At 63.2% G+C, this 16,185-nt stretch carries 14 protein-coding genes; 10 read left to right on the plus strand and 4 right to left on the minus strand.

All coding sequences use genetic code 11. The features are described 5' to 3' along the window. Positions 1-125 precede the first annotated feature (125 nt). From RM190_RS05600 to ppx, 4 genes are all read left to right on the plus strand, one after another. A complete protein-coding gene (locus tag RM190_RS05600) occupies positions 126-1,454 on the plus strand; it encodes an AI-2E family transporter (protein ID WP_311758423.1) in 1,329 nt (442 codons plus the stop codon). A gap of 4 nt (positions 1,455-1,458) precedes the next feature. Continuing rightward, positions 1,459-2,157, plus strand: coding sequence for a DnaA ATPase domain-containing protein (locus RM190_RS05605; RefSeq protein ID WP_311758424.1), 699 nt, complete (start codon positions 1,459-1,461; stop codon positions 2,155-2,157). A 34-nt stretch (positions 2,158-2,191) separates the two neighbouring features. Continuing rightward, positions 2,192-4,357 carry an RNA degradosome polyphosphate kinase gene (locus RM190_RS05610; RefSeq protein WP_311758425.1) on the plus strand — a complete coding sequence of 722 codons (2,166 nt, stop codon included), beginning with the start codon at positions 2,192-2,194 and terminating at the stop codon, positions 4,355-4,357. Between the two features lie 69 nt (positions 4,358-4,426). Beyond that, the gene (gene ppx, locus RM190_RS05615; RefSeq protein WP_311758426.1) at positions 4,427-5,968 is read left to right on the plus strand and encodes an exopolyphosphatase; all 1,542 of its coding nucleotides are present in this window, start codon (positions 4,427-4,429) and stop codon (positions 5,966-5,968) included. A gap of 239 nt (positions 5,969-6,207) precedes the next feature. Here the strand turns inward: ppx and RM190_RS05620 are convergent, their stop codons facing one another. Continuing rightward, positions 6,208-7,257, minus strand: a complete 1,050-nt coding sequence (locus tag RM190_RS05620) for a dipeptidase (protein ID WP_311758427.1) — start codon at positions 7,255-7,257, stop codon at positions 6,208-6,210. 110 nt (positions 7,258-7,367) lie between these two features. Here RM190_RS05620 and RM190_RS05625 point away from each other — a divergent pair, with 110 nt between their 5' ends. The 3 genes from RM190_RS05625 to RM190_RS05635 all read left to right on the plus strand — a co-directional run bounded on the left by RM190_RS05625 (position 7,368) and on the right by RM190_RS05635 (position 8,814). After that, entirely contained in the window at positions 7,368-7,691 is a 324-nt protein-coding gene (locus tag RM190_RS05625) for an antibiotic biosynthesis monooxygenase family protein (protein ID WP_311758428.1), read from the plus strand. Between the two features lie 91 nt (positions 7,692-7,782). After that, positions 7,783-8,418: a ParA family partition ATPase gene (parA, locus tag RM190_RS05630; RefSeq protein WP_311758429.1), complete on the plus strand. Its 636-nt coding sequence runs from the start codon at positions 7,783-7,785 to the stop codon at positions 8,416-8,418. Positions 8,419-8,523: 105 nt separating this feature from the next. After that, on the plus strand, positions 8,524-8,814 hold the full coding sequence (locus tag RM190_RS05635) for an I78 family peptidase inhibitor (protein WP_311758430.1): 291 nt from the start codon (positions 8,524-8,526) through the stop codon (positions 8,812-8,814). On the opposite strand, the gene uvrB is transcribed toward RM190_RS05635, so the two are convergent. Further along, positions 8,811-10,997, minus strand: a complete 2,187-nt coding sequence (gene uvrB / locus RM190_RS05640) for an excinuclease ABC subunit UvrB (protein WP_311758431.1) — start codon at positions 10,995-10,997, stop codon at positions 8,811-8,813. The genes RM190_RS05635 and uvrB overlap by 4 nt on opposite strands. A 150-nt stretch (positions 10,998-11,147) precedes the next feature. On the opposite strand from uvrB, the gene RM190_RS05645 reads away from it, so the two are divergent. Beyond that, complete coding sequence (locus RM190_RS05645; RefSeq protein ID WP_311758432.1) at positions 11,148-11,459, plus strand: ETC complex I subunit; 312 nt, start codon at positions 11,148-11,150, stop codon at positions 11,457-11,459. A gap of 721 nt (positions 11,460-12,180) precedes the next feature. Then, entirely contained in the window at positions 12,181-12,759 is a 579-nt protein-coding gene (locus RM190_RS05650) for a nuclear transport factor 2 family protein (RefSeq protein WP_311758433.1), read from the plus strand. 102 nt (positions 12,760-12,861) lie between these two features. Here RM190_RS05650 and RM190_RS05655 read toward each other — a convergent pair whose 3' ends face one another. Then, positions 12,862-13,521: a TetR/AcrR family transcriptional regulator gene (locus RM190_RS05655; RefSeq protein ID WP_311758434.1), complete on the minus strand. Its 660-nt coding sequence runs from the start codon at positions 13,519-13,521 to the stop codon at positions 12,862-12,864. 76 nt (positions 13,522-13,597) lie between these two features. On the opposite strand from RM190_RS05655, the gene RM190_RS05660 reads away from it, so the two are divergent. Next, a complete protein-coding gene (locus tag RM190_RS05660; protein WP_311758435.1) occupies positions 13,598-14,728 on the plus strand; it encodes an FAD-dependent oxidoreductase in 1,131 nt (376 codons plus the stop codon). A 117-nt stretch (positions 14,729-14,845) separates the two neighbouring features. On the opposite strand, the gene RM190_RS05665 is transcribed toward RM190_RS05660, so the two are convergent. After that, positions 14,846-16,006 (minus strand): TCR/Tet family MFS transporter, encoded by a 1,161-nt coding sequence (locus RM190_RS05665; RefSeq protein ID WP_311758436.1) that lies wholly within the window; start codon positions 16,004-16,006, stop codon positions 14,846-14,848. Between the last annotated feature and the right edge of the window lie 179 nt (positions 16,007-16,185).

Raw genomic sequence — 16,185 nt, forward strand, 5'->3', positions numbered from 1 at the left:
CGTAATCCTCATCATAGGCCGGACGGAGTTACCGCAGAGCGCATGACGGGGCAACGGGCTTCCTTGCAAGCGCCGTCAGGACGTTCCAAATAGACCGTGACGCGCGGTAAAGGAGTTTCACGACCATGCGGCTGCCGGCACAGAAGCAGGTCTGGTATTGGGGTGTGGCGCTGTTGGCGCTGCTCCTGGCGCTTTGGACCCTGGGGAACGCGATCATGCCCTTCATCATGGGGGCTGGGGTCGCCTATCTGCTGGACCCCGTCGCCGACCGGCTGGAGCGGATGGGGCTGACCCGCACGCTGTCGGTCGTGGTCATCACGCTGGCCGTGATCCTGATCGTGGTCGTGGCCTTCCTGGTCGTGGTGCCGGTGCTGGTGCGCCAGACCACGGCACTGGTCAACACCGCGCCCGAGATGGCCGAACGTCTGCAGCAATTCCTGATGGCGCGCTTTCCGCAGGTCTTTGCCGAGGGCAGCACCGTCAACAACGCGCTGACCGATGCGGCCAAGAACATCAGCGCCCGGGGCGGCGAACTGGTCAGCCGCGTCCTTGGCTCGGTCATGGGCGTCTTCAGCATGCTGGCTCTGGTCGTCATCGTGCCGGTGGTCGCATTCTACCTGCTGCTTGACTGGGACAAGATGGTGGCGCGGCTGGACGACCTTCTGCCGCGTGAACATGCTCCGACGATCCGCCATCTTGCCGGCGAAATCGACACGGCCCTGTCGGGGTTCGTGCGCGGGCAGGGCGTCGTCATCCTGATCCTCGGGACGTTCTATTCGTTGGGACTGGGACTTGTGGGCCTGCCTTTCGGCGTGGCCATCGGGGTGATGGCGGCGTCCTTGTCCTTCATCCCCTATGTCGGCGTGGTGATCGGCGGGATGACCGCGATCGGGGTCGCGCTTTTCAGTTTCTGGGGCGAGCCATTCTGGATCGCAGCTGTCGTCGGCATCTTCATCGTCGGCCAGATGGTCGAGGGGAACTACCTGCAACCGAAGATCGTGGGCGGCAGCGTCGGCCTGCACCCGGTCTGGCTGATGCTGGCCCTGACCGTTTTCGGCTCGCTTTTCGGCTTTGTCGGGCTGCTGGTCGCGGTGCCTATGGCTGCGGCGCTTGGCGTGCTCGTCCGCTACATGGTCGGCCGCTACAAGGAAAGCGCGCTTTATACAGGGCGCGAGGTTCCCGCGCCTCCGGCCCCGGCGACGCTGATCGAGATCGTGCCGCGTGGAACCGTGGCGCACGAGCGGCGGCTGGCCCAGCTGTCCCACGACGTGCGTGTCGCCGAGCTGAGCCGGCAGGCCGACCTTGCCGACCTGCTGCATGATCGCATGGCCCGCGCGCACGCAGAACCAGCCCGGCAGCATCTGCCCGAAGGACCGCCTTCCCCGGCCGAATTGCACAAAGAGGCCCGGCTGGCCGAACAGCAGGACAAGCAACCCACGGGAAAGGGCGACTGACGTCTTGGCAAGCCAGATGGCCCTGGACCTGACCATTCCCCCCGCCTTGTCGCGGGAGGATTTCCTGACGACCTCGGCCAATCGCGACGCGCTGGCGATGCTGGACGAGCCGATGCGCTGGCCGGGCGGACGCCTGCTGCTGATCGGCGGGGCCGGAGCGGGGAAATCGCATCTGGCGCGGTTCTGGGCCGAAGAGAACGAGGCGCAGATCATCCGCGCCTCGGCCATTTCGCCGGCCGATGTCGATGCGCTGATCGGCTGGGGCGGCGCGCTTGTGGTCGAGAACGCGCACCAGATCGCTGGCATCTCCGAGGCCGAGGACGCGCTGTTCCACCTGTGGAATCTGGCCGGGGCGCGGCGCGCCTTGCTGCTGATCACCGCGCGGATGGCGCCGCGCGACTGGGGCCTGCGCCTGCCGGACCTGCTGTCGCGCCTGGAATCGGCAGCACAGGCGGTCCTGGGACCGCCCGACGATGCCCTGCTGCCTGCGGTGCTGGTCAAGCTTTTCGCCGACCGCCAGATCCAGGTCGCGCCCGATGTCGTCGATTGGCTTGCAAGCCGGATGGAGCGTGACCTTGGTTTGGCCCGCCACCTTGTCGCCGCCATCGACCGCCAGTCGCTGGCCGACCGCCGGCCCGTAACCCGTCGTCTTGCGGCCGAGCTGCTGGACAAGATCACGCCGCCGGACGCATTCTCTGCCTGATGACCGCCTGACCCTTCGCCCGAACCGAGATTCCATGACGCAAGCCGATTACCTCCGGAACGCCTTTCCCACCCCGCGCGAGCTTGACGATGTCACGGCGGACGGGCCGTCGCGCTTCTTCAACCGGGAAATCAGCTGGCTCAGCTTCAATTGGCGCGTGCTGGACGAGGCGCGCAATCCGCGTGTGCCCTTGCTGGAACGCCTGCGCTTCCTGTCGATTTCGGCGACGAATCTGGATGAATTCTATACCGTGCGGGTTGCCGGCCTGCGCGAGCTGGTGCGCGAGGGGAACGCGACGCTGTCCGATGATGGGCTGACGATGGCCGAGCAGCTGGTGCTGGTCAATGCCGACGCCCGCCGCCTGATGGGCGCGCAGCAGGCGGTCTGGAACGGTCTGCGGCGCGAAATGGAACTGGCCGACATCTCGATCCTGTCCCGGTCGCGCGTCACCCGCGCCGAGGAAGAGTTCCTGCACCGGTATTTCCAGGACCAGGTGTTTCCCGTCCTGTCGCCGCTGGCCATCGACCCCGCGCATCCGTTTCCATTCATCCCGAACCTTGGCTTCTCGCTGGCGGTGCAGCTTGCGGCGGAAAGGGACGGGCGTCAGATGCAGGCCCTGCTGCCGATCCCGCAGCAGACGGCGCGCTTTATCCCGCTGCCGGGCGGCAAGCGGTTCCTGCGGCTTGAAGACCTGCTGCTGATGCATCTGCCCAGCCTGTTCCCCGGCTATCGCACCATCGGGCACTGCGCCTTCCGCGTGCTGCGCGACAGCGACCTTGAGGTCGAGGAAGAGGCCGAGGATCTGGTCCGCGAGTTCGAGACGGCGCTGAAGCGCCGCCGCCGCGGCTCGGTCATCCGGCTGAAGATCACCGCGGGCGCGCCCGATCGGATGCGCCACCTGATCATGCAGCAGTTGCACGTCGATCCCGAGGAGGTGGTCGAGGTCGAGGGGTTGCTGGGCATGGCCGATCTCAGCGAACTGGTGCTGGACAGCCGCCGCGATCTGCAATGGCCGGGCTTTACGCCGCGCGTGCCCGAGCGGGTGCAGGATCATGACGGGGACATGTTCGCCGCCATCCGGCAAAAGGACATGCTGCTGCACCACCCCTATGAGACTTTCGACATGGTGGTGCGCTTCCTGAATCAGGCGGCGGTCGATCCGAATGTCGTGGCGATCAAGCAAACCCTGTATCGTACCTCGCGCGACAGCCCGATCGTGGATGCGCTTTGCGAGGCTGCCGAGGCAGGCAAGTCCGTCACCGCGCTGATCGAGCTGAAGGCCCGCTTCGACGAGGCCGCGAATATCCGCCAGTCCCGGCGGTTGGAGCGTGCGGGTGCGCATGTCGTCTATGGCTTCATGCAATACAAGACCCACGCCAAGATCAGCGCGGTCGTCCGGCGCGAAGGCGACCAGCTTGTCACCTATACCCATTTCGGGACCGGCAACTATCACCCGATCACGGCCCGCATCTATACCGACCTGTCGCTGTTCACCTGCGACGCGGCGCTGGGGCGCGATGCGGCCAAGGTGTTCAATTTCCTGTCCGGCTATGTCCAGCCGGAAGGGCTGGAAAATATCGCGATCTCGCCCCTCGATCTCAAGGAACGGCTGGTCCATCTGATCGGGCGCGAGGCCGAATTCGCCCGCCGTGGCCGCCCGGCCGAGATCTGGGCCAAGATGAACAGCCTGATCGAAAAGGACGTGATCGATGCGCTCTACGCCGCAAGCCAGGCGGGTGTGCGGATCAACCTGGTCATCCGTGGAATCTGCGGCCTGCGCCCCGGCATCATCGGCCTGTCCGAGAATATTCGCGTCAAGTCCATCGTCGGTCGTTTCCTGGAACATTCCCGGATCGTCTGCTTCGGGAATGGTCATGGGCTTCCGTCGAAAAAGGCGCGGGTCTTCATCAGTTCCGCCGACTGGATGGGCCGCAACCTGAGCCGCCGGGTCGAGGCGCTGGTCGAATGCCACAACGAGACGGTGAAGGCGCAGATCACCAGCCAGATCATGGCCGCGAACCTTGCGGACGAGGCGCAAAGCTGGCTTCTGCAACCGGATGGCCGTTACCTGCGCTATCTTCCCGCGGGACGGGACGATCTGTTCAACTGTCATCGGTTCTTCATGGAGAACCCCTCTCTGTCCGGTCGGGGAAGCAAGGGCGCCAAGGATGTGCCGGCGCTGACCCATTCGGTGGATTGACGCAGAAACCCGAATCGCCCATGTCGAAAACTGCTGCCTGACCCAGACAACGGAATCGAGAGGAAGCCGATGAACGGTGTGATGACCGCAAGCGGAGAGACCATCGAGCCCTTTGGGCGATCGCTGTTCGAGCGCGCGTCCGAACGGGCGCTAAGCCGGGTCGGGGTGGTGGATGTCGGCTCGAACTCGATCCGCATGGTGGTTTTTGACGGCGCCGCACGGTCGCCCGCCTATTTCTACAACGAGAAGGTCATGGCCGGACTGGGGCAGGGCCTTGCGTCGACCGGTCGGCTGAATCCCGAAGGCGTTCAGCGGGGCATGGCGGCGCTGCGCCGCTTTGCGGCCTTGGCCGACGGCATGGGGATCCGGCCCCTGACCTGCGTCGCCACCGCCGCCGTGCGCGAGGCCGAGGACGGCCCCGAGTTCCGCAAGCGGGTCGAGCAGGAAACCGGGCTGAAGCTTTGGGTCATCGATGGCGAGGAAGAGGCGCGCCTTTCGGCCCAGGGCGTTCTGCTGGGCTGGCCGGACGCCAAGGGGCTGGTCTGCGACATCGGCGGCAACTCGATGGAACTGGCCGAGGTCAGCGATGGCAAGGTCGGCCGCCGCATATCGACCCCGCTGGGACCATTCCGCCTGCAACAGGTCAAGGGCGGGCAGGCGGGCCTGCGCGAGTTTATCCGATCGGTGCTGGACGAGGCGGCCGATAAGCTGGGCCGGGAACACGACCAGATCTATCTTGTCGGCGGATCGTGGCGGGCGATCGCGCGACTTGATATGGAACGCGTGAACTATCCCATGACGGTCCTGCACGAATACCGCATGTCTCCGGGTGAGGTGGTCGAGACGGTCAAGTGGCTGAACGAGCAGAACCTGTCCGAGATGCGCAGCCAGGTCGGCATCTCCTCCAGCCGGATGGAACTGGTGCCCTTGGCCAGCCAGGTCCTGCGGCAGGTGGTGCTGAGCTTTCAGCCGAAATCGCTGGCCGTATCGTCCTATGGCATCCGCGAGGGGCTGCTTTACGAACAGATGCCGTCCAATCTGCGGCTGCGCGACCCGCTGCTTGAGGCGGCGCGTTTCGCCGAGCAGCAGATGGCCCGGATGCCCGGCTTCGGCAAGCGCCTGCACCAGTTCCTTGAGCCGATCTTCAAAAACGCGGGTCCGCAGCTGGAACGTCTGATCCGCGCCGCCTGCCTGCTGCACGACACCACCTGGCGCACCCACCCGGATTATCGCGCGGACGCCTGCTTCGACAATGTCACCCGCGCCAATATGGCGGCCCTGTCCCATCCCGAGCGGATTTTCCTGGGGCTTTCCTTGCTGCACCGCTATCGCAACAGTCGTGCGAATTCGCCGATGGCGCCGCTTTTCGCCCTGCTGAACGAAGAGCAGATCCGCACCGCCGAGGTCCTGGGCAAGGCGATGCGCTTTGGGGCCATGTTCTCGGTCAAGGATCCGGCCGAGGCCGGAGAGCTGAAATACATGGCGAAGAAAAAGATCCTGCAACTGCGTCTGACCAAGGTCGGCGTGGCTTTGATGGGCGAGGTGGCCGAAGCGCGATTCCGGTCGCTTGCCGCCGCGCTGGGGGCCGAACCGGTCGTCATTTCAGAATAAGCCGCAAAAAGCGGCAGAACCTGTCTTTTGGGATAGTAAGTTACTGTCTGAAAACAGAAAACTGCGCTCCGAACCTGACGGAACAGACAGGTTTTCCCCGACGCGCTGTCATGGCATACAGGCTTCAAGGGGACGGAAGGTCAATATGTAGTGGTTGATCAGTTCCGTTGTACGGCCAGCCGTCCCCTTGACACCATCTGGATACAAAGTGCCGGCTGACCCCAATTTCTGGTGGGGCGTCAGGCGCCCCAGATCCGCTCCAGAACCCCCAGCCAGTTGCGCCAGGCGATCTTTTCGACCAGTTCCTGACCAAAGCCATGATCCAGCATCGCCTGGGTCAGTGATTGCAGCTTCGAGGCGTCGGACAGGTCCTCGGGCATCTGGGCCCCGTCGTAATCCGATCCCAGTGCCACGCCATCCTCGCCCAGCAGGCCGACCAGATGATCCAGATGGCGCAGCATCACCTCGAACCCGTGCATCGGGTCGCGGCTGCCTTCGGGGTGTAGGAAGCCAATGGCATAGTTGAGCCCGACCAGCCCACGGCTTTCGGCGATCACCTGAAGCTGGCGATCGGTCAGGTTGCGCGAGCTGGGTGCGACGGCATGGGCACAGCTATGGCTGGCGACCAGCGGTGCGTCGGACAGCGCAGCGACGTCGTCGAAGCCCTTTTCGTTCAGGTGCGACAGGTCCAGCATGATCCGAAGCTGGTTGCATTCGCGCACCAGCGCCTTGCCTTCGGCGGTCAGGCCGGGACCGGTATCGGGTGAGGAGGGGAAGGCAAAGGGAACGCCGTGACCATAACGCGTCGGCCGCGACCAGACCGGCCCCAGCGAGCGCAGGCCCATCGCATGCCAGACATGCAGCCCGTCCATGTCCGCGATCGGTTCCGCCCCTTCGATATGCAGGATCGCCGCGACCTTTCCGGCGGCAATTGTCTCGCGGATCTGGGCGGCGCTGCGGCAGATGGCCAGCGTGCCGCTGCGCTCCATCGCCATCAACTGGCCGGCCTGGGCCAGCGCATGGGGCAGGGCGTCGGTAAGCGCGACCTCTGGCGGAAGGGGCACGGAAAAGGGCGGGTTTTGCTTCATCAGTGTCGCCACGACATCGTCGGGGCTTTCGGGCGACGGCGTCCAGATCGCGAAAAAGCCGCCGACCATGCCGCCCGCCTGCATTCTGGGAAGGTCGAGATGACCTTTGCCGTTACCCTCCAGCCAAAGCCGGTCGCGGTTCGGTCCCGCCTCGACCATGCGTTGCAGAAAATCGTTGTGGCCGTCGAATACCGGAATCATGGATCAGTCCCCTTCAAACAGGGCCGCACCATGCGCCCGATGCGAAAGACCTTCAACCTCGGCAATTTCGCGCTAGCATGAATGTCACGCGAGGTAGAGGAGACCCAGCCGTGACTACGATCGCCAAGGAATTTCAGGGCCAGACCGTGATCTGCACCTTCGAGGTGACGCCGGGCACCGCGCATGACGTGCTGGATGCGCTGGCGGACGCCTATGACCAGGTGATCCGCCACCAGGCGGGTTATGTTTCGGGGGCCGTGCATCTGAACGATGCCCAGACCCGGATTGCCACCTATTCGCAATGGCGCGACCGCCGGGATTACCAGGCCATGCTGCGCAGCGACGAGATGCGCAACCGCAACCGCGCCATCCACGCGATGTGCCGCCATTTTGAGCCGGTCATGTACGAGGTGATCGAGACATGGCAGGACTAGGTCTGCCGGGCCTCGCGATGCCGATTTCTGGTGCATGGGCTGCGCGAACGCCCTAGTCTCGGGATCAAGAACGGGGCGGGGCAGCAGGATCATGGCAGGACGCATCATCACCGTTGCGCAGCAGAAGGGTGGATCGGGCAAGACCACCATCGCGGTCAATCTGGCCGTGACGCTGCGCCACCGCGGGCATCGGGTGGCGCTGCTGGATACCGACCCACAGGGCAGCATGGGTCGCTGGTTCCTTGAACGGCTGGAACGACTTGGCGAGGACGAGGCGCTGGATTTCAGCACCTCCTCGGCCTGGGGGGCCAGCTACGAATCGGAAAAGCTGAAGAAGCGCTTCGATTTCGTCATCATCGACACGCCGCCCAAGATCGACAGCGACCTGCGCCCGGCACTGCGCGTGGCGGATCTGGTTGTCGTGCCCGTTTCCGCGAGCCATCTGGATCTTTGGGCGACCGAGGGGGTGCTGGACCTTGCCCGGCGCGAAAAATGCGACACCCTGATCGTGCTGAACCGCACCCGGCCAAACACCCGGCTGGCGCAGGAAATCGCCGGAAAGGCGACCGAGCTGGGGGCGGAGGTCGCCATTGCCCAACTCGCCAACCGCGTCGCCTATGCCGAAACGTTGGGACAGGGGCTGGGCGCTTCGGATGATGCGCGCAGCAAGGCCGCGCGAGACGAGATCGGCGTCCTGACCGACGAGGTCCTGACCTGGATTCCCTGAGCCTTGGGCGGTTTGCCGCCGCAACGGCGCAACCCGATCAGGACACAAGAAACTTTTCCGGAACTGCCGCGTTCGACCGGGATCCCCGGTCAAGGAGCGTCTCGGATGAAAGCCGTCCTGCCTGTCATGCTGATCGTTCCGCTTCTGGCATCCTGCGTGCCCGAGGCGAGCGATACCGAACCCGTCGCGCCGGCGGGACCGATTGCAGATGATACCTGCGGCGCCAACAACTTTCAGGCGCTGATCGGGCAGACGGCACCGACCATCACCGTTCCGGCCAACACCGCCTATCGCAGCTATCGGACGGGCGACCCGGTGACGATGGACTTCAACATGAAGCGCCTGAACTTCGAACACGACAAGTCGGGCAAGCTGGTGCGCGTAAGTTGTGGTTAATGCCGACGCTTTGACCGCTTGTTGCCGCCGCGTTGACCGGCGCGGCCTGCCGTGGAACGGCCCGACGACTTGACCGCTTCTTCGGCCGCTTCCTCGATCACCGATTGACGGGCAAGGGGATCGTCCGCCACTGCAAGCTCGACGGCCTCAAGCCGCTTCACCTCGTCGCGCAGCCGCGCCGCATCCTCGAACTCAAGATTCTCGGCTGCCTTCCGCATCTGCGTGCGCAAGACGTCAAGATGGGCAGAAAGGTTTGCGCCGACCATCGGGCGGTCCACCTTGGTCGTGATCCGCGACTGGTCGGTATCGCCCTGCCAAAGCCCGGCCAGAACATCGTCGACATTCTTGCGCACCGTCTGGGGCGTGATGCCATGCGCGCGGTTATAAGCCATCTGCTTCTCACGCCGCCGCTCGGTCTCGGCCATGGCGCGTTCCATGCTGCCGGTGATGCGGTCGGCATACATGATGACGCGCCCATCCACGTTCCGGGCGGCGCGTCCCACGGTCTGGATAAGCGAGGTTTCCGAACGCAGGAAGCCTTCCTTGTCGGCGTCAAGGATCGCGACCAGACCACACTCAGGAATATCAAGGCCTTCGCGCAGCAAGTTAATGCCAACCAGAACGTCGAACGCCCCCAGGCGCAGGTCGCGCAGAATCTCGATCCGCTCGATCGTGTCGATGTCGCTGTGCATGTAGCGCACGCGGATTCCCTGTTCGTGCAGGTATTCCGTCAGGTCTTCGGCCATGCGTTTGGTCAGCGTCGTGACCAGTGTCCGATATCCTGCGGCCGAGACCTTGCGGACCTCGTCCATGACGTCATCGACCTGCGTTTCGACCGGCCGGATCTCGATCACCGGGTCCAGAAGGCCGGTCGGGCGGATCACCTGTTCGGTGAAGACGCCGCCGGTCTGGTCCATTTCCCATTGCGCGGGAGTGGCGCTGACAAAGACCGATTGCGGCCGCATCGCGTCCCATTCCTCGAACTTCAGGGGGCGGTTGTCCATGCAGCTGGGCAGGCGGAAGCCATGCTCGGCCAGCGTGAACTTGCGCCGGAAGTCGCCGCGATACATGCCGCCGATCTGCGGCACGCTGACATGGGATTCGTCTGCAAAGACGATGGCATTGTCGGGGATGAATTCGAACAGGGTCGGCGGCGGCTCGCCCGGCGCGCGGCCGGTCAAATAGCGGGAATAGTTCTCGATCCCGTTGCAGACGCCGGTGGCCTCCAGCATCTCCAGGTCGAAATTCGTCCGCTGCTCAAGCCGCTGGGCCTCCAGCAGCTTGCCTTCATCCGTCAATTGCTTCAGCCGTCCCTGAAGTTCGGCTTTTATCCCTTTGATTGCCTGCTGCATTGTCGGGCGGGGGGTGACGTAGTGGCTGTTCGCATAGATGCGGATCTGCTTGAAGCTGTCGGTCTTCTGCCCCGTCAGCGGGTCGAATTCGGTGATCGCCTCAAGCTCGTTTCCGAAGAAGTCGAAACGCCACGCGCGGTCTTCAAGGTGCGCGGGCCAGACCTCGACCACGTCCCCGCGCACGCGGAAGCCACCGCGCTGGAAGGCGGCGTCTAGCCGCCGGTATTGCTGCGCCACCAGCTCGCCCAGAAACTCGCGCTGGTCATACATCTGGCCGACGACCATGTCCTGAGTCATCGCGGAATAGGTCTCGACCGAGCCGATGCCGTAGATGCAGGACACCGAGGCGACGATGATCACGTCGTCACGCTCCAGCAGCGCGCGCGTGGCCGAGTGGCGCATCCGGTCGATGGCCTCGTTGATCTGGGATTCCTTCTCGATATAGGTGTCACTGCGCGCGACATAGGCCTCGGGCTGGTAATAGTCGTAATAGCTGACGAAATACTCGACGGCATTGTCCGGGAAGAAGCCCTTGAACTCGCCATAAAGCTGCGCGGCCAGTGTCTTGTTCGGGGCAAGAATGATCGCCGGACGCTGCGTTTCCTCGATCACCTTGGCCATTGTGAAGGTCTTGCCGGTCCCGGTTGCGCCCAGCAGGACCTGATCGCGCTCGCCGTCCCGGACGCCCTGCGCCAGTTCGGTGATCGCGGTCGGCTGGTCGCCCGCTGGCTGGAATTCCGACTGCATGACGAAGCGTCGGCCGCCCTCAAGCTTGGGTCGGGTGACCTCGGCAAAGCGCATGACCGGAGCGTTCGTGTTGTTGTGACCCATGGTTTCACCTTTGTTCCGGTGCTGAATCTGGCATGGATTGTTCAGGATGCAAGCTTTCCCGCGGGATTTGACCGCGCTTTCCGCCACATCTTGATCCTGCCCCGCGGTTGGGGGATAAGACCGGCAAGCAAGAACAGAGGTTTCCCGCCCATGCGCGTCCGCATTTACACGCCTGCCCGCAATGCCATGCAGTCCGGCACCGCCCGCACCAGGAACTGGGTTCTTGAGTTTCCGGCGGCGGATGGGCGCGAGATTGATCCCCTGATGGGCTGGACCAGCAGCGACGACACGCAAAGTCAGGTGCGCCTGTCCTTTGAAAGCCGCAAGCAGGCCGAGGATTACGCCCGCGAGAAGGGCCTGGATTTCGAAGTGATCGAACCACATCCCCGCGCAGCGAACGTCCGCCCGCGCGGCTATGGCGAGAACTTCGCCACCGACCGCCGCGCCCCTTGGACGCACTGAGCTGTCAATCGGACCATAGTTACTGTCAATCGGACCAAAGTTACCGCCAAATAGGGTAAGTTACGAACGGTTCGGGGCAAAGGTTTTACAAGTCTTTGAATTTCCATGACCGTCTGCGTGGGCGGTCATGTCGTTTCTCAGGTGGACTGATCTTTCCACTGACGCCCACCGACAGAAGAGTGCCAGTCAGGCGGAGCGCATCACTTTGGCCGCGCACCGTGCGATCCGCATTGCTGGGCGCGACAATGTCGCCAACACTAGATTCACCTGTAGCCCGGCTAGACTGCGCCGCCGCCCAGCACGGGATGTCCCTGAGATCGTCCAGTCAGCATCAACGGCGACGAACATGTGTGCCCCCCGACGGAAGTCGAGCGCTGTCGCTTTAGCCCCAAAGCCGACACTCTCCCGAGACGCCCTGGCTGCGCGCGCCGCATAGTTGCAGCTGCGGAGTAGCTGGCGGCGGTCGTGCCCCCTTGGTCAGGCTTTCAACCCGCCGCGGATCGACAACTCTCGACATCAAAGCCCGAGAATCCCGTCCAGAATGGCTGACCCATCGTCCTGGTCATGAAGCCCGCGATGCGTATCGGCGTCGGCTGGCGGCGGTTTTGAAGCGGCAGGGGGGATCTGGCACTTGCATGATACACCGGTCGACGGCTCGCGCCCTGGCGGGAAAGGCTGTATGATCCAATGCGAAGCAGGATCCTTCCTCAGGAGTCACGCAATGGCCGCACGCATCGAGGACCGGATCGCGATCACCGACTTGATGAACGGTTGGATCCACCGCGACCTGAACGAGTGGGACCAGCTTCGGGCCTTGTTCCACGCCGATGCCACCATCGAAATCACATGGTTCGACGGCCTGGCCACCGATTTTGTCGAGGGCTCTGCCCGCATGGGCGAGTCCGATCTGCGTACGAAGCACTTCGTGGGGAATCCTTCGATCACCTTCAACGGCGACCGTGCACTGGTGCAGACGAACGCGATGGTCTTCGCCGAGAATGTCGCGCTCGACCTAGGTTCGACCACGCATAACCGGTTCTGGGATCAGGTTGAAAAGCGTGACGGTATCTGGCGCATCGCCCGGCGGCAGAGCATCTACGACATGAGCTATTTCAATTTTCTTGCCAAAGTTCAGGAGGTCGACGAGACGACTGTCCGTCGCTATCCGCGCGAGTATGCCGCCTTGGCCTACTTGCTGGAAAAATCTGGATTTCCTATCGTCCGCGAATTCCCCACCCGCGGCAGTGATCTGGAAACCCAGATCAAGTCCGCCGGCACCGCTTGGCTGAACCCCTCATAACTCGCTTCGGCCATATCCCGGAAAGACACCCGACGGGAGGTTCGCTTGAGGATCCTCATCAGGAGTTTGAGCATGGTCGGCAGACATGAGGAATTTCTGTTCCTACCCTCTGATCCCGCGGAGGATCAAATCGACGCCCGCAGAGAACTGCTCCCTGTCATCATGTTCCGTCAGATTTCCCGCCATGCGCTGAAGGAAAGGGGAACTCTTTTTGTCCTGATGGATTGCCGCCCTCGCAGCCGCTGACAACAGCGTGGCGCGTTGGGCTCCGTCGGCGTGAAGGCGAATGGCCGCCGCTTGTTGCGCCGCAGCGCCCAGGATGAAATTCGTCACAGTCGAGGCCGCATGGAATTGCGCCATATCAGGCACCCCGAGTGCCTGAAGGTTTGCCCCAATTCGATCGAAGATGAGAAGCATGGCGGGCTGCCACGGTGCTCGGGACAGCTCCATGCCTACCCATGGATGTGCGTCGATAATGTCAAAGACATCCAGTGCGACAGCCCGGATCGCGGCACCCGGCGCAAGCTCGTCCCGATTCACGGACAGGGCGGATTGGATCATCACGTCGGCGGCGGCGGCCAGCAGATCCTGCTTGTTCTGCACATGGTTATAGATTGCCCCGGGCCCGGTCGCCAGACGCTGTGCGAGGGTTCGAAAGGTCAGCCCGCTCTCTCCGCTCTCGTTCAGGATGGCGATTGCCGCCGAGATGACCTGATCGCGTGAAAGAGCCTTGTCGCGCCGTTTGCCGTCTTTTTTCTCCATAGCCCTATCTTGACATATTTGGAACATCGTTCCAACTCCAATGCTTGGAACGACATTCCAACCGTCAGGAGATAGCATGAAACACGTAACCATCATTGGTGCGGGGCTCTGCGGCCTTGTCCTTGCCCGCGTCCTCCACCTGCACGGGATTCCCTCCAAGATTTTCGAAGCCGAGGCCTCGATCGATATGCGCGGCCAGGGAGGGCAACTCGATATTCACGTCCATAACGGGCAGGTCGCGCTTGTAGCGGCTGGCCTGTTGGATGAATTCAAAGACATCATTCATCATGGGGCCGCCGCCACCCGTGTCCTTGATCCACAAGGCGTCGTGCTTTTCGAGGAAGCCGACGACGGCATGAACACCCGCCCCGAAGTGCTGCGCGGCGATCTTCGGCGCATTCTGATAGCTTCGCTTCCCGAAGGGACGGTGAACTGGGGTAAAAAGCTTGCCCACATTGCCAAATCAGGTGACGGACAACACAGGCTGACCTTCGCGGATGGCACGCATGCGAGTGCTGATATCATCGTCGGAGCCGACGGTGCCTGGTCCAAAGTCCGGTCGCTTCTGTCAGATGCGCGGCCGGAATTCGCTGGCATGATATTCGTGGAAACCTATCTGCGGGACGTCGACCGGTTGCATCCTGCTTCGGCGCAGGCGGTGGGTCCCGGGGCGATGTATGCACTGACGCCGGGAAAGGGAATCGTCGCTCACCGAGAGGCTGGAAACGTTCTGCACGCCTATATCCAGCTGGTCTGTGACGAGTCCTGGGCGAGCCAGCTCGACCTGAACGATCGGCGCTCCGTGTCGCTGGTCGCGGACCATTTCAAGGGTTGGTCCTCTGCGCTGACCGCGCTGATTACCGAAAGCGAGACCACCCCCGTCAAGCGCATGATTCACCGCCTGCCGGACAGGCATCGCTGGACACGCGTGCCCGGCGTCACCCTGCTGGGGGATGCGGCGCATTTGACGCCACCGGGTGGCGAGGGCGCAAACCTCGCGATGCTGGACGGCGCCGAATTGGCGCTGGCCATCGCGGCGCATCCAGACGACGTTGAGGCGGCATTCGCCCAGTATGAGGATGACATGTTCTCGCGCAGTGAGATTTTAGCCAGGGACGCGCGGGAAGTGGTCGACCTGTGCCTGGGGCAACGCGCGCCATTCGGCCTGATAGACTTCCTCTCCGGTGCCACCGCATCTGGCGTGTAGTTTGACGGATGATCCGCGGGCGAACGCCAGCTTCGCCCGCGCGCAAAATCGCACCACCAAGGGCGGCCGCGACGACCCCAGTCCATCGGGACCATCGATCCTTGGGCTGCCGTCCGGTCACAGTCGCACGACCAGCGGCACGGTCAGGGCGTAGATGGCAGTGACGGCCAACCAGATGGCGCCCGGCCATTGGGCCTGAACGGCGGAATACACGCTGGAGAACACCAGCGGAGCAACAATCGAGGCGAAGCTGACCACCGAGGCCAGCACCCCTTGGAATTGCCCCTGAAAAGCATCATCGACCTGCCGGGTTGCCAAAGACTGCAGCGCAGGCGTTCCAATCCCGCCAAGCGCAAAAAGTGGAAGGATTGCAAAGACCAGCCAACCGTGCGTGGCCAGAGCCATTGTGGTCAGGGCCGTGCAGGCGCAGGCGACTCCGGCAAGGATTGCGCCCCTCTCTCCCAGCAGCATGGCTGCGGGACCGGGAAGGAAAAGCTGCGCCAGGGCCTGAAAGGCCCCGAAGGTGCCAAGCGAAAGACCAATCATCAGGCCGCTCCAGTGAAAGGTATCGCTGCCCCATAACGCCCAGCAAATTGCGTAAGCCTCACCCGTGGCGCTGAACAGAAAGAACAGCAGCAGGATCGGCAAAGCCGATTTCATCCTGAACGCCCACATCAGTGGCCGCAGCGGGTTGAGGGTGGAAAGTGCCACTTTCTCACCACCCGGCTTGCGCGATTCCGGCAGCATGAAAAGCGCCAGTGCAAGGTTGCAGCCGTTCAGGACGGAAGCGACGATGAAGGGCAGACGTAGCCAGTGATCCCCCAGCACACCTCCAAGAACCGGGCCGATGACGAAGCCAATGCCGAACATGGCGCTGACCAGGCCAAAGCGACGCGCGCGCTGATCCTCGGCTGAAATGTCGGTGATGTAGGCCATTGCGACGGAAACGTTGGCGCTGGTCTGGCCTGCGATGGCGCGGCCAAGAAAGAGCAGCCAAAGGCTGGGCGCCAAAACCATCAGGATATAGTTGATGGCCGCCCCGCCAAGCGAGACCAGCAATACGGGGCGCCGCCCGATCCGGTCGCTGATTGCGCCCAGCACGGGTGCAAAGACAAGCTGCATGACGGCATAAAGCGCGACCATGGCACCGATATAGGGCACCACGTTTTCGGCATGTGTCACATCGCGCAGCAGTGCTGGCAGGATGGGGAAGATCAGCCCGATGCCAATGGCATCAAGCATGATGGTGATGAAAATGATGACGAGTGATTTGTTCATTTGCGTCCGATCCACGCAAAACGCCCGCAGCTTTTGGCGCGAACGATTGGCGCTGGTGCCCAGCCGATGCGGGGCGATTTCAGGGAGACGCTGACCGAGCCACGCTGAGATGCGCGCTGGCGTGTATTCGACTTTCTTTCCCGTCCGTCTGAATTCTCGACAGGGAAGCCGTCGCTTTT

It is taken from the genome of Paracoccus broussonetiae, assembly GCF_031854425.1.
Classification (GTDB): domain Bacteria; phylum Pseudomonadota; class Alphaproteobacteria; order Rhodobacterales; family Rhodobacteraceae; genus Paracoccus; species Paracoccus broussonetiae.

What these genes read in the sequence shown, in the direction of transcription:
- RM190_RS05600 (WP_311758423.1), top strand. Translation starts at nt 126, where the DNA reads ATGCGGCTGCCGGCACAGAAGCAGGTCTGGTATTGGGGTGTGGCGCTG.
- RM190_RS05610 (WP_311758425.1), top strand. Translation starts at nt 2,192, where the DNA reads ATGACGCAAGCCGATTACCTCCGGAACGCCTTTCCCACCCCGCGCGAG.
- ppx (WP_311758426.1), top strand. Translation starts at nt 4,427, where the DNA reads ATGAACGGTGTGATGACCGCAAGCGGAGAGACCATCGAGCCCTTTGGG.
- RM190_RS05620 (WP_311758427.1), bottom strand. Translation starts at nt 7,257, where the DNA reads ATGATTCCGGTATTCGACGGCCACAACGATTTTCTGCAACGCATGGTC.
- parA (WP_311758429.1), top strand. Translation starts at nt 7,783, where the DNA reads ATGGCAGGACGCATCATCACCGTTGCGCAGCAGAAGGGTGGATCGGGC.
- RM190_RS05635 (WP_311758430.1), top strand. Translation starts at nt 8,524, where the DNA reads ATGAAAGCCGTCCTGCCTGTCATGCTGATCGTTCCGCTTCTGGCATCC.
- uvrB (WP_311758431.1), bottom strand. Translation starts at nt 10,997, where the DNA reads ATGGGTCACAACAACACGAACGCTCCGGTCATGCGCTTTGCCGAGGTC.
- RM190_RS05645 (WP_311758432.1), top strand. Translation starts at nt 11,148, where the DNA reads ATGCGCGTCCGCATTTACACGCCTGCCCGCAATGCCATGCAGTCCGGC.
- RM190_RS05650 (WP_311758433.1), top strand. Translation starts at nt 12,181, where the DNA reads ATGGCCGCACGCATCGAGGACCGGATCGCGATCACCGACTTGATGAAC.
- RM190_RS05655 (WP_311758434.1), bottom strand. Translation starts at nt 13,521, where the DNA reads ATGGAGAAAAAAGACGGCAAACGGCGCGACAAGGCTCTTTCACGCGAT.
- RM190_RS05660 (WP_311758435.1), top strand. Translation starts at nt 13,598, where the DNA reads ATGAAACACGTAACCATCATTGGTGCGGGGCTCTGCGGCCTTGTCCTT.
- RM190_RS05665 (WP_311758436.1), bottom strand. Translation starts at nt 16,006, where the DNA reads ATGAACAAATCACTCGTCATCATTTTCATCACCATCATGCTTGATGCC.